Origin of the sequence: Acinetobacter parvus DSM 16617 = CIP 108168, from assembly GCF_000368025.1 — a bacterium.
Taxonomy (GTDB): Bacteria; Pseudomonadota; Gammaproteobacteria; order Pseudomonadales; family Moraxellaceae; genus Acinetobacter; species Acinetobacter parvus.
The window spans coordinates 336,352-363,059 of sequence record NZ_KB849212.1 but is presented as its reverse complement, the minus strand read 5'-3'; the positions used below and the strand labels follow the sequence as shown (position 1 = coordinate 363,059).

25 protein-coding genes and 1 pseudogene are annotated in these 26,708 nt (G+C 42.3%); 17 read left to right on the top strand and 9 right to left on the bottom strand.

Annotation, left to right across the window (positions count from 1 at the left end):
- The first annotated feature begins 20 nt into the window (after positions 1-20).
- The 11 genes from F988_RS08195 (at position 21) to F988_RS08145 (ending at position 10,426) form a co-directional block, all read left to right on the top strand.
- A complete protein-coding gene (locus tag F988_RS08195; RefSeq protein WP_004682417.1) occupies positions 21-1,160 on the top strand; it encodes a phosphoribosyltransferase domain-containing protein in 1,140 nt (379 codons plus the stop codon).
- Entirely contained in the window at positions 1,153-1,974 is an 822-nt protein-coding gene (locus F988_RS08190) for an HAD family hydrolase (RefSeq protein WP_004682412.1), read from the top strand. Before F988_RS08195 ends, F988_RS08190 begins: the two co-directional genes overlap by 8 nt.
- Entirely contained in the window at positions 1,958-3,124 is a 1,167-nt protein-coding gene (gene stiP, locus F988_RS08185) for a cysteine protease StiP (protein ID WP_004682411.1), read from the top strand. The genes F988_RS08190 and stiP overlap by 17 nt, the downstream gene beginning before the upstream one ends.
- Entirely contained in the window at positions 3,124-4,008 is an 885-nt protein-coding gene (locus F988_RS08180) for an HpcH/HpaI aldolase/citrate lyase family protein (RefSeq protein ID WP_004682410.1), read from the top strand. The genes stiP and F988_RS08180 overlap by 1 nt, the downstream gene beginning before the upstream one ends.
- A 24-nt stretch (positions 4,009-4,032) precedes the next feature.
- Positions 4,033-5,223 carry a TerD family protein gene (locus tag F988_RS08175; protein ID WP_004682409.1) on the top strand — a complete coding sequence of 397 codons (1,191 nt, stop codon included), beginning with the start codon at positions 4,033-4,035 and terminating at the stop codon, positions 5,221-5,223.
- 61 nt (positions 5,224-5,284) lie between these two features.
- The gene (locus F988_RS08170) at positions 5,285-5,863 is read left to right on the top strand and encodes a TerD family protein (RefSeq protein WP_004682407.1); all 579 of its coding nucleotides are present in this window, start codon (positions 5,285-5,287) and stop codon (positions 5,861-5,863) included.
- Positions 5,864-5,921: 58 nt separating this feature from the next.
- A complete protein-coding gene (locus F988_RS08165) occupies positions 5,922-7,001 on the top strand; it encodes a DUF475 domain-containing protein (RefSeq protein ID WP_004682405.1) in 1,080 nt (359 codons plus the stop codon).
- A 73-nt stretch (positions 7,002-7,074) separates the two neighbouring features.
- Entirely contained in the window at positions 7,075-7,650 is a 576-nt protein-coding gene (locus tag F988_RS08160; protein ID WP_004682404.1) for a TerD family protein, read from the top strand.
- Positions 7,651-7,737: 87 nt separating this feature from the next.
- Complete coding sequence (locus F988_RS08155) at positions 7,738-9,057, top strand: VWA domain-containing protein (RefSeq protein WP_004682402.1); 1,320 nt, start codon at positions 7,738-7,740, stop codon at positions 9,055-9,057.
- Between the two features lie 12 nt (positions 9,058-9,069).
- Positions 9,070-9,786 (top strand): TIGR00266 family protein, encoded by a 717-nt coding sequence (locus tag F988_RS08150; protein ID WP_004682400.1) that lies wholly within the window; start codon positions 9,070-9,072, stop codon positions 9,784-9,786.
- A 58-nt stretch (positions 9,787-9,844) separates the two neighbouring features.
- On the top strand, positions 9,845-10,426 hold the full coding sequence (locus tag F988_RS08145; RefSeq protein WP_004682399.1) for a TerD family protein: 582 nt from the start codon (positions 9,845-9,847) through the stop codon (positions 10,424-10,426).
- A gap of 51 nt (positions 10,427-10,477) precedes the next feature.
- Here F988_RS08145 and F988_RS08140 read toward each other — a convergent pair whose 3' ends face one another.
- Complete coding sequence (locus F988_RS08140; RefSeq protein WP_004682398.1) at positions 10,478-10,918, bottom strand: acyl-CoA thioesterase; 441 nt, start codon at positions 10,916-10,918, stop codon at positions 10,478-10,480.
- The gene (locus F988_RS08135; RefSeq protein ID WP_010589278.1) at positions 10,915-12,075 is read right to left on the bottom strand and encodes an iron-containing alcohol dehydrogenase; all 1,161 of its coding nucleotides are present in this window, start codon (positions 12,073-12,075) and stop codon (positions 10,915-10,917) included. Before F988_RS08135 ends, F988_RS08140 begins: the two co-directional genes overlap by 4 nt.
- Before the next feature lie 181 nt (positions 12,076-12,256).
- Here F988_RS08135 and F988_RS08130 point away from each other — a divergent pair, with 181 nt between their 5' ends.
- Genes F988_RS08130 through F988_RS08115 form a run of 4 tightly spaced genes read left to right on the top strand, consistent with a single transcriptional unit; the run spans position 12,257 to position 15,985 of the window.
- Positions 12,257-12,772 (top strand): low molecular weight protein-tyrosine-phosphatase, encoded by a 516-nt coding sequence (locus F988_RS08130; RefSeq protein ID WP_004682396.1) that lies wholly within the window; start codon positions 12,257-12,259, stop codon positions 12,770-12,772.
- Between the two features lie 11 nt (positions 12,773-12,783).
- Positions 12,784-13,818, top strand: a complete 1,035-nt coding sequence (gene murB, locus F988_RS08125) for a UDP-N-acetylmuramate dehydrogenase (protein ID WP_004682395.1) — start codon at positions 12,784-12,786, stop codon at positions 13,816-13,818.
- Between the two features lie 8 nt (positions 13,819-13,826).
- Entirely contained in the window at positions 13,827-14,957 is a 1,131-nt protein-coding gene (locus F988_RS08120) for a YdcF family protein (RefSeq protein WP_004682394.1), read from the top strand.
- Positions 14,957-15,985 (top strand): alpha/beta hydrolase, encoded by a 1,029-nt coding sequence (locus F988_RS08115; RefSeq protein ID WP_004682392.1) that lies wholly within the window; start codon positions 14,957-14,959, stop codon positions 15,983-15,985. The genes F988_RS08120 and F988_RS08115 overlap by 1 nt, the downstream gene beginning before the upstream one ends.
- Before the next feature lie 27 nt (positions 15,986-16,012).
- On the opposite strand, the gene F988_RS08110 is transcribed toward F988_RS08115, so the two are convergent.
- Positions 16,013-17,683, bottom strand: coding sequence for an FMN-binding glutamate synthase family protein (locus F988_RS08110; protein ID WP_004682390.1), 1,671 nt, complete (start codon positions 17,681-17,683; stop codon positions 16,013-16,015).
- Positions 17,684-17,862: 179 nt separating this feature from the next.
- Between F988_RS08110 and F988_RS08105 the strand changes: the two genes are divergently transcribed.
- Positions 17,863-19,047 carry an MFS transporter gene (locus tag F988_RS08105; RefSeq protein ID WP_193759610.1) on the top strand — a complete coding sequence of 395 codons (1,185 nt, stop codon included), beginning with the start codon at positions 17,863-17,865 and terminating at the stop codon, positions 19,045-19,047.
- On the opposite strand, the pseudogene F988_RS08100 reads toward F988_RS08105, so the two are convergent.
- Positions 19,038-20,528: pseudogene (locus F988_RS08100) on the bottom strand (amidase). The gene F988_RS08105 and the pseudogene F988_RS08100 overlap by 10 nt on opposite strands.
- A gap of 207 nt (positions 20,529-20,735) precedes the next feature.
- Between F988_RS08100 and F988_RS08095 the strand changes: the two are divergent.
- Positions 20,736-21,212: a hypothetical protein gene (locus F988_RS08095; RefSeq protein ID WP_004682385.1), complete on the top strand. Its 477-nt coding sequence runs from the start codon at positions 20,736-20,738 to the stop codon at positions 21,210-21,212.
- A gap of 51 nt (positions 21,213-21,263) precedes the next feature.
- Here the strand turns inward: F988_RS08095 and accC are convergent, their stop codons facing one another.
- From accC to F988_RS08070, 5 genes are all read right to left on the bottom strand, one after another.
- Complete coding sequence (accC, locus tag F988_RS08090) at positions 21,264-22,628, bottom strand: acetyl-CoA carboxylase biotin carboxylase subunit (RefSeq protein WP_010589275.1); 1,365 nt, start codon at positions 22,626-22,628, stop codon at positions 21,264-21,266.
- Between the two features lie 17 nt (positions 22,629-22,645).
- Positions 22,646-23,065, bottom strand: a complete 420-nt coding sequence (gene accB / locus F988_RS08085) for an acetyl-CoA carboxylase biotin carboxyl carrier protein (protein ID WP_004679741.1) — start codon at positions 23,063-23,065, stop codon at positions 22,646-22,648.
- Positions 23,066-23,090: 25 nt separating this feature from the next.
- Positions 23,091-23,540, bottom strand: coding sequence for a type II 3-dehydroquinate dehydratase (aroQ, locus tag F988_RS08080; RefSeq protein WP_004682383.1), 450 nt, complete (start codon positions 23,538-23,540; stop codon positions 23,091-23,093).
- 680 nt (positions 23,541-24,220) lie between these two features.
- Positions 24,221-25,261 (bottom strand): ABC transporter substrate-binding protein, encoded by a 1,041-nt coding sequence (locus F988_RS08075; RefSeq protein WP_004682382.1) that lies wholly within the window; start codon positions 25,259-25,261, stop codon positions 24,221-24,223.
- Complete coding sequence (locus F988_RS08070; RefSeq protein ID WP_004682381.1) at positions 25,262-25,864, bottom strand: ANTAR domain-containing response regulator; 603 nt, start codon at positions 25,862-25,864, stop codon at positions 25,262-25,264.
- Positions 25,865-26,708 lie beyond the last annotated feature (844 nt).

Below are 26,708 nucleotides of genomic sequence, written 5' to 3'. Positions count from 1 at the left end.
AAGTTAGATTTAAGATATATATGATTGAGATTGAATTACAGAGGGGAGTATTAAGCTTACAACCCAATGATAATAGCCACTGGAAATGGCAGGATTTATTGGGTTTTGCCGAACGCATTAATCCAAAGCGTGCATTTTTATTTGTATCGAAAGTATTAGGGCGGCATATCCCCGTCAGTCCCCACATTATGCGCCATGCCTTTACTGATTTGGCTGAGCTGGTTCCTGATGATTTACCTGAACCTGTGTTGGTTATTGGCATGGCGGAAACGGCGGTTGGGCTGGGCGCAGGCGTTCATCAGGTGTTGCAGCAACGTTATCCTGAAGCGATTTATGTGACAACAACACGCCATCCAGTACATGGTGCGCCATTACTGGCACGTTTTTTAGAAGAACATAGCCATGCACAGGATCAATTGTTATATGGTTCACCCGATGCAGAGCTTCAACAACAGATTCTAAACAGCAAAAGCATTGTACTGGTAGACGATGAAGCATCAACTGGCAAGACCTTTGTCAATTTAATCCATGCTTTACAACAGGCAGGGCTGAATCGAATTTCTCATGTGGTGACTGCCACGCTGGCAGATTGGTCATCAGGCATTCATATTGCCGATCTAAACTGTCAGTCTGTAGCATTAATGACAGGCAAATGGCAATGGCGTGATGCTGAGAATCCAATCCAGATCAATATGCCAAAGGTGGATACAGTCGCCTTTGGCGCGTTTGATACTTTAGCACAGCCGACCTGGGGGCGTTTACCCATTCAGGACAGTGGTGCGCATATTCGGTTGGCGGTACAACCTGATGAACGTATTCTGGTGTTGGGCAGTGGCGAGTATGTCTGGTCTTCTTTCCTGTTGGCAGAGTATTTGCAGCAGCAAGGCGCAGATGTGAGGTTCAGTGCAATTACCCGTTCACCGATTGCTGTTGGACATGCCATTCAGTCTGCCTTGGCATTTGCGGATAACTATGGGCTAGGTATTCAAAATTTTGTCTACAACATCAATCCACAGGATTATGACCGAGTCTTGATTACTGTCGAAACCGCAACACATTCAGTCGCGAAAAGCCTGCTTGAAGCGTTGCCAAATGCTGAAGTGATCAGTGCTGTGGACTATCCTCATCAAAATTTTAACTTGTGTGTTGTAAATGACTGATTTTTTATTTGACTCCAGTGAAATTCGTACACCCTTAATGTTGGTGGATCTGGATGACACGTTGTTCCAGACCCATCGCCGCATTACACCTGAAGCTGACTTTAAAATGGTCACCACTGATAAGCAGGGACAAGCTCTGGCCTATATGAACCCGATACAACAGCATTTTGTACAGTGGTTATTGCATAGTACCCATGTGATTCCAGTGACTGCACGCTGTGCCGAGGCTTTATCCCGAGTTCATTTACCCTTTCAGTATGGGGCGGTCTGTTCTCATGGTGGAACGGTGCTGAATGCGGACCTTAGTGTCAATGCTGAATGGCATGGACAGATGCAACAGGCATTACAACCCTATCAGACACGTCAGGAAGCCCTGATTGAAGCTGTGCAGCAGCATTCCAGACATTTTGGTTCAATTCGGACATGGGTGGTTGAAGAACAGGGATTGGGTTTGTATGTTGTGGCAAAGCAAAATACAGAAAATGACAATCCTTATGCGCCGAATTTTTTGCCCCAGTTGCTCAATAGTCTTGATGTGAATTTATTGTCAGGTTTTTACTTCCATTTAAATGGTAATAATCTGGCACTGATTCCACAGCCTGTGAGTAAGGCCAATGCGGCCAGATTTCTTTTGCAGCAACTTAGCGCACAACAACGCCCAATTTTAGGCTATGGCGACAGTTTGTCGGATGTTGAGTTTTTGAATTTATGTCACTGGTGGGGAATGCCAAACCATAGCCAGTTGAATCGTTGGGTAAAACACAATCTGACGCAGCAGTACAAACAAGAAGGATATTATGGCGATTACCAGTAAACAAAAAATTAGTAGAGAAAAAGCATCAGAACTTATTTTAACACAGGGATTTAGTGGAAGTTATCAAGCTGGGCAAGTGACGTTCCTGTTAAATCGCATCCAGATTCAACCAACAGACACATTGGAAAAGGAACGCCTCATTCAATCAGGTGAAAAACATTATTCACAAATGATCAGTCAGGAGCAGGCACCCACGGAGCGTCATTTGCAGCTATTTGAACAAGCAATGCAGCACGGGCAGCAACGTTTGGCAAAAGAGGTGCAACAACTGGCACAAACACTCTCAACAGAGTTTGCTGAACCGATTGTATTGGTCAGTTTTGTACGTGCTGGTGTGCCATTAGGGGTGTTGCTTTATCATGCATTGCAAGATTTGGGGCATGATTGTGTACATTATGGCATCAGCATTATCAGGGATCGTGGTATTGATTTTGCTGCTCTGGAAACAATTATTGCCAAACATGGCCATCAATCTTTAGTGTTTGTAGATGGCTGGACTGGTAAAGGCGCGATTCAAAAGGAATTGCAACGGAGTCTAGCCAATGACCCCCGTTTTGCTGATCGACCTTTGCCCTTGGTAGTGTTGTCAGATATTGGTGGTTGTGCTTGGTTGGCAGCCAGTGGTGAGGATTGGTTGATTCCATCAGGTGTTTTAGGCTCAACCATTTCAGGATTAATTTCTCGTAGTATTTGCGAAAATGAGCCTTTGCAATTCAACGAGATTGAGGAAAGCAATCTCGGTCAGTGGCATGGCTGTGTTGAATATAATCATTTAAAAGCTTTTGATATGTCACAGTCATTTATTAAACAAATCAATCAGATACGCCGAGAACTTCCGTCAGAAAAAAATGCCGTTTGGACAAGCGCTCAACAGCAATTACAAAGACAGCGAAGTCAGGCTGTGGTTAAACAATTAGCAGAACATTATCAAATTACCAATATCAATCGGATCAAGCCAAGCATTGCCGAAGCAACACGGGCAATTTTAAGGCGTGTGCCTGATCTGGTTCTGCTCAGGGATGCGAATGATGCCGACACGGCATTGTTACGTCATTTAACCGAAATAACCCAGACACCAGTCCAGATAGTGGGTGACCAGATCGCACCTTATCGCGCAATTACCCTCATTCAGAAATTGGGAGCAGGTTGATGTTATCGGCATTATCTTTAGGTGCAACACTCTATATGCCAGCGACCAGACCTGATTTATGGCAAGTGGTGAATGGGGAAAAGTACCCTGAGTTACGTTCTCTGGTCATCTGTCTGGAAGATGCAGTTTCCGAGCATGAGCTGGAAGCGGCAAAAGTCAATTTAAAGCATTTGTTGCAACAGGTTCAGGATCAACCACGTCAAGCACAACATCCTAAAATCTTCATACGCCCTCGCCATATTGCAATGGCGGAAGAGTTGGCGCAGTGGCAGGAACTGATTGCGGTTGATGGCATGGTGCTGCCTAAATTCTGCTTAAATCAATTACGACAATGGCAGCAGATATTACCTGACTTTATTCAGGTGATGCCAACACTTGAAGATGCAGAAGCCTTTGATATGGGCGCTATGCGTGAATTACGTCAGGCATTGCAACAGGACTTTCGTCAGGTTCTGGTGCTGCGAATAGGCGGCAATGATTTACTCAACTGTCTGGCTGTGCGCCGTCCAAGTGATTTGACCCTGTATCAAACGCCTATTGGGGCATTAATTGCAAATCTGGCGGGGCAGTTTTTACCTTATGGCTTTGCACTGAGTGCGCCTGTCTGTGAACATTTTACTCAGGTGAAGTTATTGCAGGACGAGTTATATCTGGATTTACAACATGGTTTATCTGGAAAAACCATTATTCACCCTGCACAGATTGCGATTGTGCATCAGGCCTATCAAGTCAATGATATTGAATTGAAACAAGCTCAGGATATTTTAAGAGATTCTGGTCAGGCTGTATTCGCCTGTCATGGAAGTATGTTGGAACCTGCCACACATCGCCGTTGGGCAGAACGTATATTAGAGCGATCACAAATATTTGGCATGAAGCAATAACACTAAAAAAGAGGATAATGAATAATGCAACAATTGACTGCGGGTGCAAATTTGGTACTGGCACAACCTCAGTGTCAGATTAAAATCAAAACTGCATTACCTGCACATATTGATTTAGATGTAAGTGCATATTTACTCAATGCCCAAAACAAGGTTCGTGGTGATGCGGACATGATTTTTTATGGACAGAAACACACTCTAAACCGTAGTGTTGAGTTAATTGAGGCAAATGGTAAAACGCCTTATTTGGCGCAATTCAATTTAAATACCCAATTGCTGGATCTGGAACTGAATAAGATCGCTTTGTGTGCCACCATTGATGGACAGAGTGCAATCAATGCGATTCAGAATATTGAGGTTGAGTTATGGCAAAATGGACAGTTAAGTGCTACGGCTATAGTCAATAGTGCTGAAAAGACTGAAAAAGCCCTCATTTTGGCAGAAGTATATCGTTATAAGGATCAATGGAAATTCCGCTTTGTCAATCAGGGCTTTAATGGTGGATTAAAGCCGCTCTCCGAATATTTTGGTGTTGAAATCAACGATCAACCCAACATGCCGCCGCCACCACCTGTTGCTACACCGCCTCAGTCTAAAATAAACCTCAGTAAAATTACGCTGGACAAAGGCAACAGTCGAATTAATTTAACCAAACAGACACAGGGTTTTGGTGAGATTAAGATTAATCTCAACTGGAATCAGCGTTCTATACAGTCCCAATCGGCAGGCTTCTTTAAAAAACTGCTCAACCAGAATCAGGGAATTGATCTGGATTTAGGCTGTCTATTTGAAATGCAGGATGGCACCAAGTCCGTGATTCAGGCATTGGGCAACCGTTTTGGGGATTTTAACGCTTTCCCATTTATTCAGCTTTCTGCGGACGACCGTACTGGGGCTTTACAGGGTGGTGAATGGCTAAGGATTAATGGTCAATACTGGCAAGAAATTCGCCGTGTCGTGTTATTCGCATTTATCTACGAGGGTGTACCCAATTGGGCGGAAACAGATGCTGTGGTCACCATTTTTGTGCCAGACCAGCCACCCATTGAAATTCGTTTAACTGAGGGACAGCCCTTGGGTATGTGTGGCATTGTCGAACTGACCAATCAGGCTGGCAATATTCAGGTGCAGCGACATGTTCGTTATGTACCTGGTCATAAAGAACTGGATCAGGCTTTTGGTTTTGGCCTGCGCTGGGTAGCAGGTAGTAAATAAAAACCTATTGACTTTTAACTCCAATTAAATTTCTATCATGATGCAATGAGGGAGAAAAAATATGGCAATTAGCTTAAATAAAGGGGGAAATCTTTCCCTAAGTAAAACAGATCCAACTTTAGTTCGTATTTTAATTGGTTTGGGGTGGGACGAACGTGCAACTGATGGCGCATCTTTTGACTTGGATGCCAGTGCGTTTTTATTAACCGCCTCAGGCAAGGTGCGTGGCGACCATGATTTTATTTTCTACAACCAGTTAAAATCACAGGATGGCTCGGTTGAGCATACGGGTGACAATCGTTCAGGTCAGGGCGATGGTGATGATGAATCACTTTTAGTCGATTTATCTAAGGTTTCTCCTGAAGTTGAAAAGATTGCCATTACGGTCACCATTCATGATGCCCAAAGTCGTGGACAGAATTTTGGACAAATTGCCAATGCTTTTATCCGTGTCGTCAATCAGGATTCAGGTATAGAAATTGTGCGTTTTGATTTAGCCGAGGATTATTCAACCGAAACCGCCATGGTATTTGGTGAGGTCTATCGTCATAATGGCGAATGGAAATTTAGAGCAGTCGGTCAGGGCTATGCGGGCGGACTTGCTGCAATGTGTCAACAATATGGTATTCAAGTTGGCTAAAACCGATCTCTCAAAACAGACAAGATGTATGTTTTGAGATTTTTTTGAAAGGGTAACAATGAAACATTTTCGTTTCTCAATTATTTTTACCGTGATCTGTCTGGCATTATCTGCATGGTGGGGCTTCAGTCATGGACCAGAGGCAGGCGTGCAGGCAATGCTTCGGGTATTGCTGATCACTACGATTTTGGCTGTGATGGAAGTGTCGCTATCTTTTGATAATGCCGTGGTCAACGCATCAATATTGCGTCACTGGGACGAATTCTGGAAAAAAATCTTTTTAACTGTCGGGATTCTGATTGCCGTTTTTGGTATGCGCCTGATTTTCCCAATTGTCATTGTGGCTGTAACTGCAGATATGGGAATGGTTGAAGTTGTCAGGATGGCACTCAACGATCCAGTTCAGTATTCTGAAAAGTTATTGGCACATCACGCGGAAATTGCTGCCTTTGGGGGCATGTTCCTGCTTTTGGTTTTCCTTAACTTCCTGTTTGATGATGGTAAGGACACGCATTGGTTTCATTGGCTGGAATCACGTTTAGCAAATTTAGCGAATGTTCCTGCCATGTCAGTTTTCGTTGCAATGATCGCCCTTCTCATTATGGTGGGTTTTGTTGCGCCAGAGACGAAATTGGTGGTGGCGATTGCAGGCATCTGGGGTATTGTGGTTTATGTGGGTGTTCAGGCACTTGGGCATTTACTTGAAAGCAGCCAGTCAGAAGATGAAGAAGGCGAAGCTTCAGAAAGCGTTACCAAAGGTGCATCAAGCACAATTGTGAAAGCAGGTATTGGGGGTTTCCTTTATCTGGAAGTGCTGGATGCCTCATTCAGTTTTGATGGTGTGATTGGTGCTTTTGCAATTACAACTGATGTTGTTGTGATTATGCTTGGTCTTGCGATTGGTGCAATGTTTGTACGTTCCATGACCATTTATCTGGTGGAAAAAGGCACATTGGAAGCCTTTATTTATCTGGAGCATGGTGCAATGTATGCAATTGGAATGCTGGCAGCAATTATGCTATACACAGGTACAGGTGGGCATGTGCCAGAAGTGGTAACAGGCCTGATTGGGGTGGCGTTCATTATATGGGCAGTTCTCTCATCAATTGCCTATGAAAAACGACAATCACAATCTTGATAAAATCCAGGGATATAACAAAACTGTTATATCCATAAAATATAATTTAGCAATGAGATAAGGAGAATAACTCATGGCAATTAGCTTAACCAAAGGTGGCAATGTTAGCTTGACTAAAGAAGCGCCGGGAATCACTAAAACAACAGTCGGTTTAGGCTGGAACCCTCGCGTGACAGATGGTCAGGCTTTTGACCTTGATGCGATTGCATTCCTTGTTGGAGAAAACGGTAAGGTACGTGCAGACAATGACTTTATTTTCTTCAATAATTTGACTTCATCTGATGGTTCAGTCAAACACAATGGTGACAACCGCACAGGTGAAGGTGCTGGCGATGATGAAACTTTAAGCGTTGATTTAAGCAAAGTTCCTGCTGATGTGAGCAAAGTGATTTTTGCAGTGACGATTTATGATGGTCAGACACGTAACCAGAACTTTGGCCAGGTTGGCAATGCCTATATCCGTGTCATCAATGATGCAGGTGGTAGCGAAATTGCACGCTATGATTTGTCTGAAGACAGCAGCACTGAAACAGCCATGATCTTTGGTGAGCTTTATAAAAATGGCAGCGAATGGAAATTCCGTGCCATTGGTCAAGGCTTTGCAGGCGGTTTAGGGCCTTTGGCAGCCTCTTATGGTGTAGCGGTTTAAGTCGGCAAACCTGCTTTGGAAAAATAGTGTTTAGGCACTATTTTTCTTCACTTGAAGAAATAATGATAAAATAGGCTATTAAAAGAAATGCTGAATCTAGTTCGTGGACAAAAAATAAAATTAAATGATTTATTGCAGGACCAAAACGCTTTTTATATTCAGATTCAATATCAAGCCAGCTTTATACTTGACCTTGCCAGTTTTGGTCTGGATGCTCAATATAAATTGAGTGATGAGCGTTATATGACATTTTATAATCAGCCTAAAACACCATGCCAAGCCGTTCAGTTACTCGATAATCAGCCACAACAGAGTCGTTTCTTGGTCAATCTTGATCAGTTACCAAACACAATCCAATATCTCGTTTTAACCGCTGCGATTGATGGTCAGGCAGTGATGTCACAACTGCAACATGCCACGATTCAAATTTTAAATTTACAATTACAGCCGATTGCTGAATTGAAATTAGAGGGGCAGCTCTTTGCTCAGGAACGAGCCACGATGTTGGTTGAAATTTATCGTAAAGATAATATTTGGCGTTTGGCAGCCATTGGGCAAGGATTCAATGCAGGTTTGGCGGCATTGATTCAACATTTTGGTGGTGAAGTTGCAGAGGAATCAACTCCAGCGCCAATATCACAAACACAAGCTTCCCTAAATATGACACCTGTAGCATCAAGACTTGATTTAAAGAAAAAACTTTCGCTGGAAAAAGCCGAAAAAACAGGTAATGCCTCAATTATTGATCTGACTAAAAAGTCTCTGGTTCAATTAGAAAAGAAAAATTTATTGGGTGTGACAGCACGAGTGGCGTTGGTACTCGATGCATCAGGTTCGATGGATGGACAATATCGCCGTGGTGATGTACAAAAAGTGGTGAATCGTTTAATGCCACTGGCAATTCATTTTGATGATGATGGCAGTTTTGAATGTTGGGCATTTGCACAAAAAACCACACAACTGGATGATGTCACCCTAAATAATGTCAATGACTTTATCAACACCACCCAGCGTGGCTGGAAAAACTGGCAGGTCGGTGCCCGTTATAATGAGGAAATTCCTGCCATTGAGGCTGTCATTGACTATTATAAAAGATTTAAGGATAAAACTCCGACTTATGTATTATTTATTTCTGATGGTGGCGTGGGAAATCGCAGACAAATGCAAAAAGTACTGACCAAAGCCGCAGAATTGCCTATATTTTGGCAGTTTGTGGGAGTGGATGGGCGTGACTACGGAGCTTTGGAAAAACTGGATGAAATGTCTGGACGTATTGTGGACAACTGCAATTTCTTTAGTCTGGACCGAATTGAAAGTGTTTCTGACGAGCGTTTATATGAATTGTTATTGGAAGAATTTCCCGATTGGCTCAAAGTAGCTCAGCAAAAAAATATTGTTCAGAACTGAAGGAATAGAGAAATGGCACAATTTAGTCTGGTTGGTTCACCTGAACCATTTTTACATGTATCTATGCGCCGTGGCGATAAAATTTACTGTGAAAGTAATGCAATGGTCATGATGGAAGCTCCTTTAGAACTGAAAGGACGTTTACAAGGTGGCTTAATGCAGTCATTGTTGCGCCGTTTTGCCAATGAAGAATCTTTATTTCAACAACATATCGAAGCAGTACGTGGTGATGGGGATTGTTTACTTTCTGCTGCACTGGATGGAGATATGCAGATTTTAGATGTAGGTGCAACCCAGTACATTTTAAGTGACGGCGCGTTTGTCGCAGCGCATGATTCCGTGGAAATCAAGGCACGTTTAAACAGCAGTATTGGCGGCGCCTTTTTCGGAAACACGGGTGGATTTCTGGTCATGGAAACCAGCGGACACGGGCAGGTGGTGGTTGCGGGTTGCGGTACATTGTTTGAACTGGAAGTGGAACCAAATAAAGAGGTTGTGATTGATAATGGACATGTGGTGTGTTGGGACTCACGCTTAAACTATAACTTATCTGTTTCAACCTCACAAAGTAGTGGTCTGTTGGGAAATCTGATGAATAGCGTCATGAGTGGCGAGGGAATGGTGTTACGTTTTTCAGGTAAGGGTAAAGTCATTATCTGTTCACGTAATCGTCAGAACTTTCTGGCATGGTTACAAAGCAAGCTAGGCCCATCACGTTCAGGTCAGTAATTTTTTATAATGAATGATAAATCATTGAAAACGTTTATTTCACAAAGAGGAGAAAACAATGGCGATTAATCTGGAAAAAGGTCAGAAAATTAATCTTGAAAAAGCGGATGGAAGCAGCTTACAACAAATTTTTCTGGGTGTAGGCTGGGATGTTGCCAAAAGCAAGGGTTTATTTGGCTTTGGTGGTGGCAGTGGAGACATTGATTTAGATGCGTCCGTCATTCTGTTTGATGAAAATAAACAGGTTGTAGATGTGGTTTATTTTGGGCAGTTACGCAGTAAGGATGGCAGTATCGTACACTCAGGTGATAACCTGACTGGTGCAGGCGATGGTGATGATGAAGTGATTCATGTGAATTTGAATCAAGTGCCAAGCCATGTCAAGTCATTGGCATTTACCGTAAGCAGTTTCCGTGGACAAACTTTTGAAAAAGTTGAAAATGCGTTCTGCCGTCTGGTTGATCAAAACAGTAATCAGGTGATCGCGAGTTATAAACTGTCTTCGCAAGGTGCACATACTGGCCTGATTATTGCCAAAATTTACCGCCATAATGGCGCCTGGAAAATGCATGCGATTGGTGAAAATGTGCATGGTCGTACTTTCCAGGATATTGTTCCGCATGTGTTACCGTATGTTTAATAATTAAGCAGCCCACTTTTCCGAGTCATAATCTGGAAAAGTGGGTTTGATTTAATCCATGAGCATATAGGCGTGTAACACTTCACGCATATATTGTGGAATTGCTCTACTTTTTCTGGTTTGTCGATCTACAAACACATGCACAAAATGCCCTTGAGCTGCTGCTTGTGTTTGATCTTGCTTAAAAATTGCCAGCTCATAACGCAGTGAGGAGTTACCAATCTTTCCAATGGCGACACCCACCTCAACCATTTCAGGAAAGGAGAGTTCCTGTAAGAAACTACAGGCTGAATCTACCACCAAACCAATGATCTCACTGTTGTGAATGTTAAATCCCGTTTTTTGGATCAGTAATGAATTGGCTGCGGTATCAAAGTAACTGTAGTAGGTTACATTGTTGATATGCCCGTAAATATCATTGTCTGCCCATCGGGTCTGAATTGGTAAAAAGAACTTAAACTGTTCGCGTGTTTTTAAAGTGGGTTTACTCATGTATAAATCGCCTGATAAATCTGTAAAGCATCTTGTTCGGTCATTTCTCTTGGATTGTTCTGCAACAGTCGGGTTTGCAGCATGGCATCCTTTGCCAATTGCGGCAATTTTGCCTCGGCAATATCCAGTTCCTTGAGTTCCAGGGTAAGACCACTTTGATCCAGATGGTTTTGCATGTGGTCAATAAATAAATCACATAGTCCATCGATACAGCCTGTACTACGAGGGTCCAGCCATTGCATCAGTTCAGCATAATATTGTTTGGCTTTTGGTGCATTGAATTTTAGAACTTCAACCAAAACCAGTGCATTGCTATGTCCATGTGATAGATGGAAATGTCCACCCAGTGGATAGGCTAGTGCATGAACCGCACCGACAGGTGCATTGGCAAAAGCCTGACCTGCCAGCATTGAACCTACCAGCATATTTTGGCGAGCTTCTAAATCAGCCCCATTTTTCAATACTTTAGTTAAATTATGATTTAATAATTTCAGTGCATTTTGGGCTAACATATCTGCATAGAAGTTTTTTTTAACATTTGAAGTATAGGCTTCAATTGCATGTACCATCGCGTCAATACCTGTTGCAGCCGTGATATGCGCAGGTAAGCCTTGTGTAAAAGTTGCATCTAAAATGGCCACATCGGCATATAAAATTGGTGCTACCACACCCATTTTAGTGGTTGCACCTGTTGTGACAATTGAGATTGGTGTGACTTCTGAACCTGTTCCCGCTGTTGTTGGAATAAGAATGAGTGGCAAACGAGGGGATGTGGCTTGGTTTACACCATAGATTTCACTCAGTTTTTGCTGTTGTTTAGGGTGTGCGAGCAAGGCAATGATTTTAGCCACGTCCATGGAACTACCACCACCAAAACCGATGATCACATCAATTTGCTCTTGTGTCGCAAAATCAACAGCTTCTAAAACAATATGTTCAGGTGGGTCGGCCTGAATATCGGAATAAATGATAGTCTCAAGACCTATCTGATCCAGAATGTCTAGAATGGGTAAATGAAGCTGGTGCTGAATCATGCCTGCATCAGTGACCAGAAGCACTTTTTTATAATCATGTTGTGACAAGATGGTTTTAAGTTCTTGTATTGAGCCTAAACCCGCAATAATGTTGGGAACGGTCTGGAACTGAAACTGGTTCATACATACATCCTTATTTCTATCTTTTGATAAATCATTGTCCATACCTGACCTATGTCGCAATCCTAGAAAAAATGCCAACAAATTCTAATAAATACAACATTTTTATATAAGGCAACTATAGGTTTCAGTGCACAAATAAATTACCATAAGATGCTCTAAAAAGTGTAGTTTTGAGGTGATTATGCCATCCCCAACGCCCTATAAGGTGTTATGTGTCTGTTTAGGAAATATATGCCGTTCACCCACAGCGGAAGCAATTCTCAGACATTATTGTGATGTGCATGGTTTAAATGTATGGGTCGATTCGGCAGGGACCAGCAATTATCACCCAAACAAGGCACCTGATGCGCGAAGCCAAAAACATGCGCTACAGCGTGGTTATGATTTATCGGGCTTACGTGCCAGACAAATTCGTCTTGAAGATTTTATTGAATTTGACCTGATTCTTGCAATGGACTATGAGAATTTTGATGATATTCAGTCACTTCTGTCGAAAGCGCTACGCCAGTTTGGTGCTGAACAGATTCGTGCCAAAATTGCATTGATGAGTGAGCATGATCCTCATTTTAACCAGCAGGCGGTTCCTGATCCTTACTATGGTGAGGCAGATGGTTTTGATCGGGTTCTGGATCAATGCGAATCAAGCAGTCAGGCATGGATCAACATTCTTAAAAAGCAAATGCAGGCAGGGCAATAGGATTTTTCAACATGCATGTACAACAGCAGGTTCAACTCAAAAGTTTAAACACGCTCAATTTAAATGCCACTGTTTCGCATTATGCCCAGATCAATCATCCTGATGATGTGGTTAAGGCATTGGCATTTGCTGAACAGCAGCAGCTTAATGTCATGATTTTATCGGGTGGAAGCAACCTGTTATTACCACAGCATATTCAGGCATTGGCAATTCATTTAAATATTCAGGGCATTGAAGTTGTTGCTCAGGATGACCAAACCATTACAGTTAAAGTAGGTGCGGGGCAGGTCTGGCATGATTTTGTTTTATACAGCACCCAGCAGAACTGGTTCGGTCTGCAAAATCTGGCCCTAATCCCAGGTTTGGTTGGAGCATCACCTGTACAGAATATTGGTGCCTATGGTGTTGAGGTGTGCGAGTTTATTGAGTCGATACAGGTGTATGACCGTGAACTGAAATGCTTTGACTCCATTTTAGCTCAGGATTGTCATTTTGCTTACCGTCATAGTATTTTTAAAGACTTTCCTGATCGTTACATCATCATTAGTGTAACCTTTAAGCTGTTAAAACATGCCAGTTTAAAACTGAGTTATGGTGATTTAAAGCAGGCGGTTGGAGATGAACAAACGGCTGAGAACCTGCAAAATCAGGTGATACAGATTCGTCAAAGTAAATTGCCTGATCCCAGAGCGTTTCCGAATGTGGGCAGTTTCTTTAAAAATCCCGTTCTAACTCAGGCTGAATTTGAAAAACTTTCTCAACACTTTCCCAACATTCCGCATTATCCCCAAGCCAACGACAATGTTAAGGTGGCGGCTGGATGGTTAATTGATCAGGCGGGCTGGAAAGGTAAACAATTAGGCTGTGTCGGCATGTTTCATAAACAGGCACTGGTTTTGGTCAATTATGCCGATGCAACGCTGGAAGATGTGAAAAATACCTATACTGCTGTACAAAATGATGTAAAACAAAAGTTTAGTATTCAGCTTGAACCTGAACCTGTGTTATATAGTGAGCAAGGTTTGATTCAACCCCATACTGTATAAGGAGTGATATGGCACAAGTACACTGGATGGTCAGTTTAGTGCGGATAGCCACCATACTATTTGTGCTATTGGGCTGCTTTGTGCTTTTTTTATATTCTCCATTTTACTCACAGCTTGTGGTGAAAGGGTTAAATTATTTTGTACCTGTTGATGTCAATGAGGTGGCCGCTGAAAGCCAGAAAGCAGCGGCTTTAAGTGAGCATGAGAATCTGGAACCTGGTTCCAACTTATGGATTGCGCGTCAGGCCTATTTAAAGTTGATGGAAAAAACCTTTGAGTCAGAAAAGCCTGAAGATTTAAGGTTGATACAGGCACGCTATAAATTGCTGCAACAAACCATTATTGATGAACAGGAAAAGGAAGAGCAAAAAGAGAAGAAAAACAACATTCCATTGCTAAACCAAAAAGCAGAGCAGGATCAGGACAGTTCAGCAGTTGTGATCAGTTCTCCAACAGATTTCTTACAAGGCAATACACCTGATAATCAGGCGCTCATGGGCAAGTATCTGGCATTTTTAGAAACCTATCCTGTTGCATTGCCTGTGAATGAAGATGAAAAGGATGAGACCAATAAAGATCTGGTCGAGTTGAAAAAAAATAAGGATGGGGATATTGAGCCTAAAAATACCTCACAGCCTTATGCGATTGTGGTGCTCGGTGGAGGGTTGACCCTTGCTGAAAATGGTAAAGATATTGTGGTGAACAACTACACACGCTTACGTCTGGAAAAGACCTTGAGTGTGGAAAAAAAGTATAACTTGCCAATTGTGTTAAGTGGTGTGGAAGCACCGTATATGCAGGCATGGTTAAAAGAGCGTGGTATTGAGGCCAAGCTACTTGAGAATAGAAGCATGAATACCTGTGAGAATTCCAGATTCAGTTCTTTGCTGTTGCAAAAGAAAGGTGGTGCGCCTACCGTGATCCTGATTACTGATGAATATCATATGCCACGGACACGCCGTTTATTTGCCTTGAATGGTATAGAAACCGTTCCTGTGTTTGCACCCATGCCAACCAGCTTGACCCGTTGGCGCCCTAGCCAACAAAATTATGACCATAGTCGCCGTGCCAATTATGAAATGCTGGCTACGGTTCGTGATATGTTATTTGGCTCTAGTGATTGTCGGGAGATACCATAATGTCCAATATTCCTTTTTTAAATCCGACAATACTCAAACAACTGGATTTACCTGTTCCGAATCGTGAAACCACACCACAGGTTTTGGAACCACTGGATTTATCAACCACAACTGAACCCTCTAAACCTTTACAGGCCTATCGTAAGCTTTATGGCTTACACTTGCTTGACTGTGAGCATTGGCAGGGTTATGTAGAAATGCCATTGTTCCGTTTGCATGTGCAGGTATTTCAGCCAAGACAACAAAAAATTCAGGGGACAGTCTGCCTGCTGCATGGCTATTTGGAACATAGTGGAATCTATCAGCCGATTATCCAGGAAATCCTGGATCAGGGATTTAGTGTGATTACCTATGATCTTCCTGGGCACGGTTTAAGTAATGGTTCAGCTGCCAGTATCCAGAACTTTGATCATTACCAACAGGTTTTACATGCAGTATATGACGCGGTCCGTGGAGCTAAACAGTTGCCTAGACCGTGGCTGGGCATTGGCCAAAGTACAGGTGGTGCAATCTGGATGCATCATTTACTGGAGTTTGCAGAACGCCGTGAAGATCCAATTGTTGATCGGGTTCTGTTGCTGTCACCACTGATTCGTCCCGCTAAAACCGCCTGGTGGCACAACTCAGTTGGTTTGGGTATTATTCGGCGAATTAAAACCCAAGTGCCACGACATTTTCGCCGTAATAATCATAACCCAGAATTTTTGCGTTTTGTACGCTTAAAAGACCCATTACAACCGCGTATGATGGGTATGGACTGGATTCTGGCCATGTCGAAATGGATGCTGGAAATGGAACAGCGTCCAGCCTGTCGTATTCCTGTGTGGTTAGCGCAAGGCGCACTCGATCAAACAGTCGATTGGCGCTATAACATTGAATATATTCGCCGTAAATTTAGGTTGCAGACTTTATTGATGCTGGAAGAAGGATCACATCAATTGATCAATGAACGTGCTGATATACGTGCTGCACTGACAGGTTTGATTCCTGCTTTTTTACATGCGAAGCCAAATCACCACTATTATTAGTGGTGATTTGTTATTTAAATTCTTCTGTTAAAACCGATCCGCATCTGCCAGTTTCCACATCCGATAATAAAAGTTTTCATCATCATCCAAATTATTTTGCAGTAATTCATTTTCCTTGAGGAAAAAATGAATCTGGGCATAATTTTTAATTTCACGATCATTCAAACGCTGCGCCAAATGATGCGCCTTAATATCTGAGGGATGACGTAAACCCGCGGCGGCGATCATTTCAGAAAGCGCATGCAGTGTATTTTTATGAAAATTAAAAACACGTTCCGCCTTGCTGGGTACATCAATGGCTTTTTGTCGGTCTTTATCCTGTGTGGCAACTCCAACAGGGCATTGATTGGTATGGCAACTTTGTGCCTGAATACAACCTACAGCGAACATAAATCCCCGTGCGGAATTGACCCAATCCGCGCCAAGTGCAAATGTACTGGCAATGTCAAACGCGCTGATAATCTTTCCACTGGCGCCGATCTTGACCTGACCGCGTAATCCTGCACCCACCAAAGTGTTATGGACAAAACGTAAACCCTCTCGTAAAGGAGTACCAATGTAGTCACTAAATTCAATTGGTGCAGCGCCCGTTCCACCTTCAGAACCATCCACCACCACAAAGTCAGGAATGATCCCAGTTGCGAGCATAGCCTTGACAATACTCATAAATTGCCAGGGCTGCCCAATACACAGTTTAAAGCCAACAGGTTTGCCACCAGACAGGTCCCTCAGTTTTTGAATGAAATGCATCATTTCAATGGGAGTGTTAAAGCTTGGGTGACGAGAGGGAGAAATACAGTCGTGGTCTCTGGAAACGCCACGGATACGGGCAATCTCCTCAGAGATTTTATGTTTGGGTAAAATGCCACCATGACCTGGTTTGGCACCCTGTGAAAGCTTAAGCTCGATCATTTTAATTTTTGGATTTTGCGCCTGTAGGGTAAATTTCTCAGGATCAAATAATCCCTCAGGTGTACGACAACCAAAATAACCACTGGCAATTTGCCAGACAATGCCGCCGCCATTTTCCAGATGGTAAGGGCTTAAACTACCTTCACCCGTATCGTGGTAAAAGTTGCCCAGTTGGGCACCCTTGTTTAAAGCCCGAATCGCATTGGCGCTTAGGCTGCCAAAACTCATGGCCGAGATATTCATGATTGAGGCGCTATAAGGCTGGCTACATTGCGCATTGCCAATCAGAACCCGAAAAGTGGATGGATCGGCAGGTGGGCAGGGTGTCATCGAATGCACAATAAAACGATAGTTGGCTTGATAGACATCAATGATTGAACCAAAGGGTTTGTCTGCATTTTCATTTTTTGCACGCTGATAAACCAAGCTGCGTTGCATTCTGGAAAAGGGCAATGCATCCTGATCGGCTTCAATAAAATACTGGCGAATTTCGGGGCGCACATCCTCAAAAATAAAACGGAAATGTCCCAGAATTGGATAATTTCTTAAAATTGCATGCTTTTTCTGGAGCAGGTCATACAAGCCAAGCACACTGAGCAGGCTTGTCACAAGCCAAAGCCCATTCAATAAAGTGTCGGAAATAAAATAATAAATGCTATATGGTGTATAAATGACCTTGAACCAGCTAATCGTCAGCGTGATCAAGATACAAACGAACCAAACCGAATGTCTTGAAAAGAAAGTATTGAGTAGTTTATGTCTTATAGCTTGTGCAGGGCTAGCCATAGGCAGGAGATTCCTATAATTCAGCAATCCACAAACCATGCCAAGAACCGTCTTTAACCACAAGTAATGAATTGTTAGACTTGAGAATTATTCTCTTAAATCAGCTAAAATTCAGTTCAACCTATCTGGATAAATTTTCCGATTTTTTCCAATATACATTTGTTGATAAGGCCCTTAATTTGTTGCACTCCCTGAATATCCAGACCCGTTTGGGTGGTTTCTACCTGTTCTACTATTCCATAGTGGGAACGTTTATGCCTTATTGGAACCTTTATCTGCAAGATCAGGGTTTTAATTATAAGCAAATTGGAATTTTATCTTCGATTGCAATTATTACCCGTTTTTTCGCGCCGTTGATCTGGGGCTGGATTGCAGATAAATCAGGCAAGCGGATGCTACTGGTACGAATCGCAACATGGATGGAAGCCTGTATCTGGTTTGCAATTTTTATTATTCCGAATAGCTTTCAATCGATTGCCTTATTGATGCTGGTTTTCAGCTTTTTTCAGAATGCGATTCTGGCACAGTTTGAGGGGGTGACTTTATTCTGGCTGGGTGAAAAGCGGGCTGAGTTATATGGCAAGGTTCGGAAATGGGGTTCAGTCGGCTTTATTGTTGGGGTATTTGCCGTAGGCGCGTTATTGGAAATCATTCCAATTTCAATGTTACCTATTCTATTGTTATCATTCTCATTTTTGGCCTTTTTATGGTCATTTAGTATTAAAGAGCCTGAACATGCGCCAAGCTCGCAAAAGAAGCTGGAACCTTTATTACCAATTTTAAAAAAACCAATGGTGGCTGCCTTTTTTGGTATTGAGTTTATTTTACTGTTTTCACAGGCACCTTTTTATAGCTTCTATAGCAATTTCCTGAAAGAAATCGGTTTTAGTACCATGCAGATTGGAACTTTATGGGCGACAGGTGTGATTGCTGAGATTGTGATGTTTGCAGTGGCGCAAAGAGTCTTTTTTATCCGCTTTTCCTGGAGAACATTGGTTGCTGCCTGTTTGATCCTGACCAGTTTACGCTGGTTGTTGGTGGGTATGTTAAATACGCATTTTATTGGGCAGCTTTTAGCACAATGCCTGCATGCATTTAGTTTTGGGCTTTTTCACCTCATTGCAATGAAAGTCATCTTCCAGAATTTCTCTGCTGAACAGCAAGGACGTGGGCAGGCACTTTACAGTACCATGTGGGGGCTTGGTGTGGCATCGGGAAGTTTATTGGCAGGGCATTACTGGCAAATTCTATCAGGTGCCACCATTTTCTTATGTGCCAGTGTGGTCGTTCTTCTAGGCTTGATTTTGGTGGTCTGGCTGCCGAATCAAATTGAAACGACAGCGTCTAAGTTAAATCAAAGCTGAATATTTTTATATTGTGGCATCCACGGTTGTGCCTGCTCAAGCTGTGCAGCGAGTTGAAGTAAACGATCTTCACGCCCAAATGGTGCAATAAACTGACTGCCCAAAGGCAAGCCATTTTTATTCCAGTATAAAGGCACAGACATGGCTGGTAAGCCTGTGACATTCGCCAATTGGGTAAAAGGCACCCAGCTTAAGTTCTCTTGCACCATTTTTTCGACCAGTTTACCTTGTGCAAGATAATGGGCTTTTCCAACTTTTAAGAAGCCTTTTAGGATAGGCTTTTGCCAGCTAGGCATTGCAACTTCACCATTTTTGGGTGCAACTGATGCGGTGGTTGGGGTTAGGTAAAGATCATATTTTTCAAAGAAGATATTCATTTGGGTACTATACATTCCCCAATTCTCCAGGGTGTGAATATAATCTGTTGCTGTGGTTTTCGCGCCAAAGGCTGCCAGGGCATTGGAGTCAAGCTCAAAATCCTCATCGGTCGCACCTGACATGTGTTTAATTTGTGCCTGCATGTAGGAAAACTGGCTAAACCATGTGGTGATAAAGTTTTTAGCCAGTTCGAGGCCATTTATTTGCGGACGGTCTTCAACCACGATATGTCCAAGTGACTCTAGAAGTTTGGCTGTTTGCTGAACCGCTTGAATCGCATCTTTGGAAACTTTGGTGCCAATCGGTGACTGGGTATTAAATGCGATTGTTAATTTTTTCGGCATTTGCTGGATAACGTCCAGATATTTCTGGGTTGGGGATTGAATGATAAAAAGTGAGGCTTGTTCTGGACCTTAAACCGCATCCAGCATGGCGGCACTGTCCCGAACGGTTTTACAGAGTACATGTTGCATGGCCGCACCATGCATGGCTTCACTAAACTGTGGTCCCCACGGTGTACGTCCTCGACTCGGTTTAAGTCCAAACAGCCCACAATAGGAGGCAGGGATACGGATTGAGCCGCCGCCATCACCCGCTCCAGCAACAGGAACCAGACCGCCAGCCACTGCTGAGGCAGATCCACCCGAAGAGCCACCACTATTATGCTTTAAGTTCCACGGGTTATGACATGCACCCCAGGCATCAGGCTCAGTAATGCCCTTGATGCCAAACTCAGGTGTATTGGTACGGCCAAAAGTCACAATTCCTGCTTTTTCCCAGCGATTGACAATTTCTGCATTAAAGTCAGGTGTGTAATTGATTCTTTTCAGTGCATTGCTGCCATAGGATGTGGGTACACCTTGATATTCCTGAAACAGGTCCTTGACCAAAAAGGGAACACCTGCAAATGTGCCCGTAAGGGGTTGCTGGGCACGCTGTTTAGCCTGTTCATACATCGGGATAATGATGGCATTCAGTTTTGGATTGGCTTTGTGGGTATGTTCCAATGCCACCTGTAACAGTTCAGATGGGTGAACTTCCTTGTCCTTGACCAATTTGGCCAAACCGAGTCCGTCATATTGAATGTATTCAGAAAATTTCATGGCTTTTATCCCTAAAGCTAAACCGTTAATAAAATGGAAAATTTTAACTGTGATTCTGGATAAGAATACCTGAAAAAAATGCACAACAATCAAATAAATTGCATACTAAAAATATTGTGTTTATATGCTGTTATGATTGCGGGATTTTCTTTAAAAATATGCTAAGTTAAGCCACTGCAACGTTTAGATTACGACTTAATTAAATCTATGAAAAATATTTATATTATTGGATTGTTATGGGCTTGCTCAACATGGACTATGGCAGATACGGTTGTGAATGCGAAAACAGTGACACCCCAGCAAATTGCAAAAGCAAATGCAATTCGTGTCACCAGCCGCCCAGAAATTATGGGTTTATGGGGAATGGAAATTACCAATAACAAGAAATGTATCGAATATTATAACTTCCGTGGCATGAGTGATGTGGTGATAAAAAGTGGTCAGGAATGGTCTTATGGCCTGTATGATTACCAGCCCTCTGAAGATCACAAGGAACGTTTGCCTGCACTGATCTTACAGATTAAGTATGACAATAATCAGATGGACTGTTCTGGTCAGCAACAGGATCAAACAGGTGAGGTTTCACAATATTTTGTGAAATGGACGAATGACAATACCATTGATTTTTGTGCCAATGAAAAAGGCGAAAAGTGCTTTGCAACCTTACGCCGTGTTTTACCATAAAGAATCAAGATCAATAAAAAACCTCTTATAATTTTATAAGAGGTTTTTTATTTAAGCAGTTTCGGCCTGTTGTGCCAACTGTTTTAATAAATGCTTCTCAAGATAATGGATATCCATTGCCTGTTCACAGAAATTGGCATCCTGCAAAATCAGGTCTTTATGCAGTGGAATATTGGTTTTGATTCCTGTCAAAATCATTTCATCCAGCGCCTGACGCATACGGGCCAACGATGTTTCGCGATCTTTGCCATGTGCAATCAGTTTGGCAATCATGGAATCATAGTAAGGCGGAATGCTATAACCTTGATAAATATGAGAGTCTAGACGGATACCTGCGCCACCTGGTGCATAGAAAGTTTCAATTTTTCCAGGGGATGGCAAGAACGTGGTTGGGTCTTCTGCATTGATACGACATTCAATGGCATGACCTTTAACCTCAATTTCATCCTGTTCAAGGTTTAGACCTAAACCCGCAGCAATACGAAGCTGTTGTTCAATAATGTCCACACCCGTGACCATTTCAGTGACAGGGTGTTCAACCTGTACCCGTGTATTCATTTCAATGAAGAAAAATTCGCCTTCTTCAAATAAAAACTCAAAAGTACCAGCACCACGATACTGCATCAATTTACAGGCATTGACACAGGCTTCCAGAATATCTGCACGTGCCTGTTCTGGCAGATTTGGCGCAGGTGCCTCTTCCAGAACCTTTTGATGACGGCGCTGTAGCGAACAGTCACGGTCATACAAATGGATTGCATGGCCATTGCCATCGCCAAGGATCTGAACCTCAACATGACGGGGTTTTTGCAGGAAACGTTCCATATAGACGGTATCATCGCCGAACCACATTTCTGCATCACGCTGGGCAGCCTGCACAGATTCAAGCAAGGTATCGACACGCTCGACAATACGCATACCACGACCACCACCGCCAGCCGCAGCCTTGACAATCAATGGAAAGCCAATTTGTTTGGCTTCTGCAAGTGCGTTGTTGGGTGTTACCGCATGGGCAGAACCTGGCACAGTTGGCACCCCAGATTTCTTCATTGCCATGATTGCTGAAACCTTGTTACCCATCAGGCGGATATGTTCAGGACGTGGGCCAATGAAAATGAAGCCAGAGTTTTCAACAATTTCAGCAAACTCGGCATTTTCCGACAGGAAGCCATAACCAGGATGAATGGCATCCGCACCTGTAATTTCTGCGGCGGTAATAATGGCAGGAATATTCAAGTAGCTTTCACTGCTTGCACCTGGGCCAATGCAGACCGCTTCATCAACAAAGCGTAGATGCATTAAATCCTTGTCGGCATCGGAATAAATTCCAACGGTTTTAATGCCAAGAGTTTTACAAGCCCGCGTAATTCGTAAAGCAATTTCACCACGGTTTGCAATGAGTACTTTTTGCAACATAGGAATCCCCAGACTCATTAGGCACGGTAGCGGAAAAGCGCTTGACCGAATTGAATCACTTCACCATTCTTAACCAAAATCTCTTCAATTACACCACTTTGAGTTGCCTCAATTGGATTCATGATTTTCATGGCTTCAATAATACCCAGAGTTTCACCCGCAGAAACTGTTTGGCCTACATTGACAAATGGGGGTTCACCTGGACTTGGTGCTGAATAGAAAACGCCAACCATCGGAGAGGTCTCAACCGCACCACGTGGTGTTTTTGCAGCTGGCGCTGCTGGCGCTGAAGTGATTGGTGCTGCAACAGGAGCCGCTGTGTATACAGGCGTTGGACGAGTCAGTGAAATGGATTGGTCGCCTTCCTTAACTTCTATCGCTTGTAAGTCAGATTCAATCATCAGGTCGATAAGTTTCTTGATTTTACGGATATCCATGACTGAGCATTCCTAAATGTGTAAATTAGTTAGAAGATTGAATTTTTTCGATGGCATAATCGAGTGCAAAGGAATAACCCCTGGCACCTAATCCACAGATCACGCCAATAGCTTTATCTGACAGGTATGAGTGATGACGAAATGCTTCACGGGCGTGAACATTTGACAAATGCACCTCAATAAATGGGATGGCAACACCAAGTAGGGCATCACGTAAGGCCACAGAAGTGTGGGTAAGGGCGGCAGGGTTGATAATGATAAATTTTATATTTTCATTTTGTGCCTGATGGATGCGATCCACAATTGCGCCTTCCCAGTTACTTTGAAAGGTATCCAGTGTCAATGACGAATTTTTAGCCTGAGCAGTGAGTTGCTGGTTAATATCCTCTAGGGTGAGATAACCATAGACTTCTGGTTCGCGCTTTCCTAGCAAGTTTAAATTCGGTCCATGAATCACCAAAATGGTTGAGCTCATTCAGCCTGCTCCAATTCTAAAACTGCAAATATGTTTTGCAAGATGTCTGCAAAGTTTGCTTATTATGGCACAAAATTCTGCAATTTTTTTATAATTTATTTTAATCTATGAAGAAAGTTGCATACCAAGCATGCTGCATATAATGAAAACTTTGCAAGGAATTGGCAATGTTAAAATATGACAAATTTTAGGGTGTTGTGCTTTTTCATTATTTTAAACTGAATTGCCACTTTTCGTTCATGGGATTTGTGTAACTCAATGGTCAAAATCGCCAAATGATGATTTTTAAACTACATGCAAACTCATCATAAATTTCAACCAGCATGTACGATTTTGATTCAATAAGGATTAATTTTTATCTTAATTTATTGTTTTTATTTATTTTAGTTGAAATATATTGTTTTGGATTAATTTATATGGATAGCATCTGTATTAGGTTTGGAACAGGCACAAAAGGTTTTAAAAAAAAGTGATTGTTGGTTGTATAGCTTTAAAAAATTTAGAGTTGGCAAAAATGATGATTTTTTCATTTCGGGATGGCTGCTAATGACATAAAAATGTCCGAAAAAGATAACCTTTGTTAATTAAGATGGTGAGTACTTAAGAGATTACTTTTGATTGGCGTAATCTCTTATGGGTCTTTCAATGCTGTCTTTAATTTTAAAGACAGCTTTTTTTGCCTATTGTTTGATGGTCTGTAATGCGATGTGATGTATATCAAGCAACAAACAGTTTTGAGCCTGATGAGTAACAAACGTCACGTCCTGATCAGAACCATTCCATTTCTGCATTTGTTGAAACAGCCATTCAAAGTCACTGAGCTTGGGTTCAGCACTGTCTTGGACAAAATTCCGAACAATATTTTGAATGGTATAGTATTTTTCGACATGCACTTCTGTAGAGCAGTTAAACTGAATCACATCAAACTCAATCAGCAACTGCCATATAGGCGCAAAATCTTCTAATTCCCGAAGTTCCTGCTGTGCCTTTAGAATGGCACCAGTTAATGCAACCAAAGTATTTGGATGCTGTTGTGCCCATTCCTGGGTCACGGCTAAAACCTTATCTGCCACATTTGGAATAATATCTTGGCTTGAACAGACAATATGGCTCAGTCCTTGCAGCTCAGCTTGTGTATTCCACGGTTCTCCCACGCAGAAACCATCAATCAGATGATTGCTCAAGGCTTCAACCATATACGGTGGGGGGAGTGTTTTCATTGAAATTGACTGGGCCAGTTCTGGATCGGCCAGTGCCAGCCATTCCCTTAAACAATAATGATGAATGGAATGTTTAAACACATGGGCTAAGGCAACCGTATGATTCTGTTTGATATGACTGAGCAGTTTTTTTGCAGATGTCTCTGCGGAATCATGTTGTTGAATATCAAGCTCATAACAGAGTTTTTGGCTTAAACTAATAAATGCGCGGTTTTCGCTCAGTACTAAAGGGGTTTGTAAGGCGATACCAGTTTGATCAGCACCTGCGGCTGCGGCTGGTAGCATGGCTGATAAACAATGCGCTGCATCCAAAAGTCCAAAGGCAAGACGGTCACGTAAACTTGCCCAGGATGCTTCTTTCACTAGTGTGACATCCAGTCCAGCATCATCAAAAAAACCACGATGTTTTGCCCAAAGCAGTGCAATACAATCCAGCAAAGGAATATAGCCAAGTTGCAGTTTAGTTTTTTCCACTTTCTTTAATTCGACTAAATGACTCATCTATTCATCCTTTAGCTGGCTATTTAATTGATTACTTAAAAGTTGTTGTGCATCGAGTAAACGGCGTGCCATTTCCCCAATAGTCATGCGATGGCTCATGGCGTTTTTGCGCAGTAATTGAAAGGCGGTATCTTCCGTTAAGCCATGCAACTGCATCAGTAACGCTTTGGCCTTTTCAATGTCTTTACGATCAGCCAGTTTAGTTTTGGCATCCTTTAAATCGGATTCCAGTTTTTTGTGCTTTTTATATTGTTCAATTGAAATATCCAGAATGGTATGCAGGCGGCTAGGATCAATACCATCTACAATATAGGCGGTAATGCCTGCATCAATGGCCTGTTTAATAGTGTCTTTATCAGTATTTTTGGTAAACAGAACCGTGGGCAGGTCAAAATTACTGACACAACTCTCAATCACATCACGGTGGGGATGGTCCATATCCAGCAGAATCACATCTGCCTGTAGATGTTCGAGTTTAAAAATATTCAGGTGATCAAGTGTAAAACAGGCAATCACATCGAAGTCGTGTTCAATCAAACACTTTTTGATGTACTCAGCCCGAGCCTGATCATCGTCAATGAGTGCAATTTTAAGTTTCGGCATAAGTGTACAGGGTCAACAGTAGATAGTTGCACATTTTAGGTCGTGCTAGGAGTAGATCTTATGGGCATTTCAACTGCGAAATATGAAAGATCCTATAATTTTTTAAGCAAAATTAATGCCATAAAGTATGTTTTTAATTGTCTTATTCGGTGCAATTGCTCTCTAACTTATATGGTTTATGCGCTTTATTGTATCGTTACCTCTCTATTCAAGAAATGAAAATCTGCATTTAGCTATGGAAAATAAGTTTGTGTTCGTTTTTAGTGCATAAAAAGAGTTATTTTAAAGCAGGGTGAATTGTGCTTTAAAACAGGTCAGTGCCTGCTAAGACGGTATGAGAATCCATTGGTTTATCTACCGATATTTATTTTATATCTATAAAGTTTATAAAAAACAAAGGTTAATAGTAATTATGTAAATGTGTTGTGTAAGTTGGCACAGCATTTGCTAATTATTCTGTAAGTCGAAGATGACTTTTTAAAATTGTAAGACGGCCAACGATGTCCGATCTGATCGGTTTGTTTACACAAGTGAATTGTGTCAGCAAAGCAGTATACGTTCAGTATGGGAGATGGCAATGTCTTTTTTATCTACAAATAAAGTAATCGTAAGCCTACTTAAAATTTTAGTTCCAGCGTCGCGAGCTCGCTCAACAGGGCGGCTCGTTTTTTTATCTGTTCTGGTGCCAGCTGCACATTATTCAATTTCGCAAAACATTTCCAGTACTTTATCCGAATTACATGCCATGCAAATGCAAGCAATGGCGTGTGGATAAATTCTGCCTTGGTTTTGCAAATCCTTATACCAGATATATCAGCAACAACAGGAACGCAAGCAACCGCTA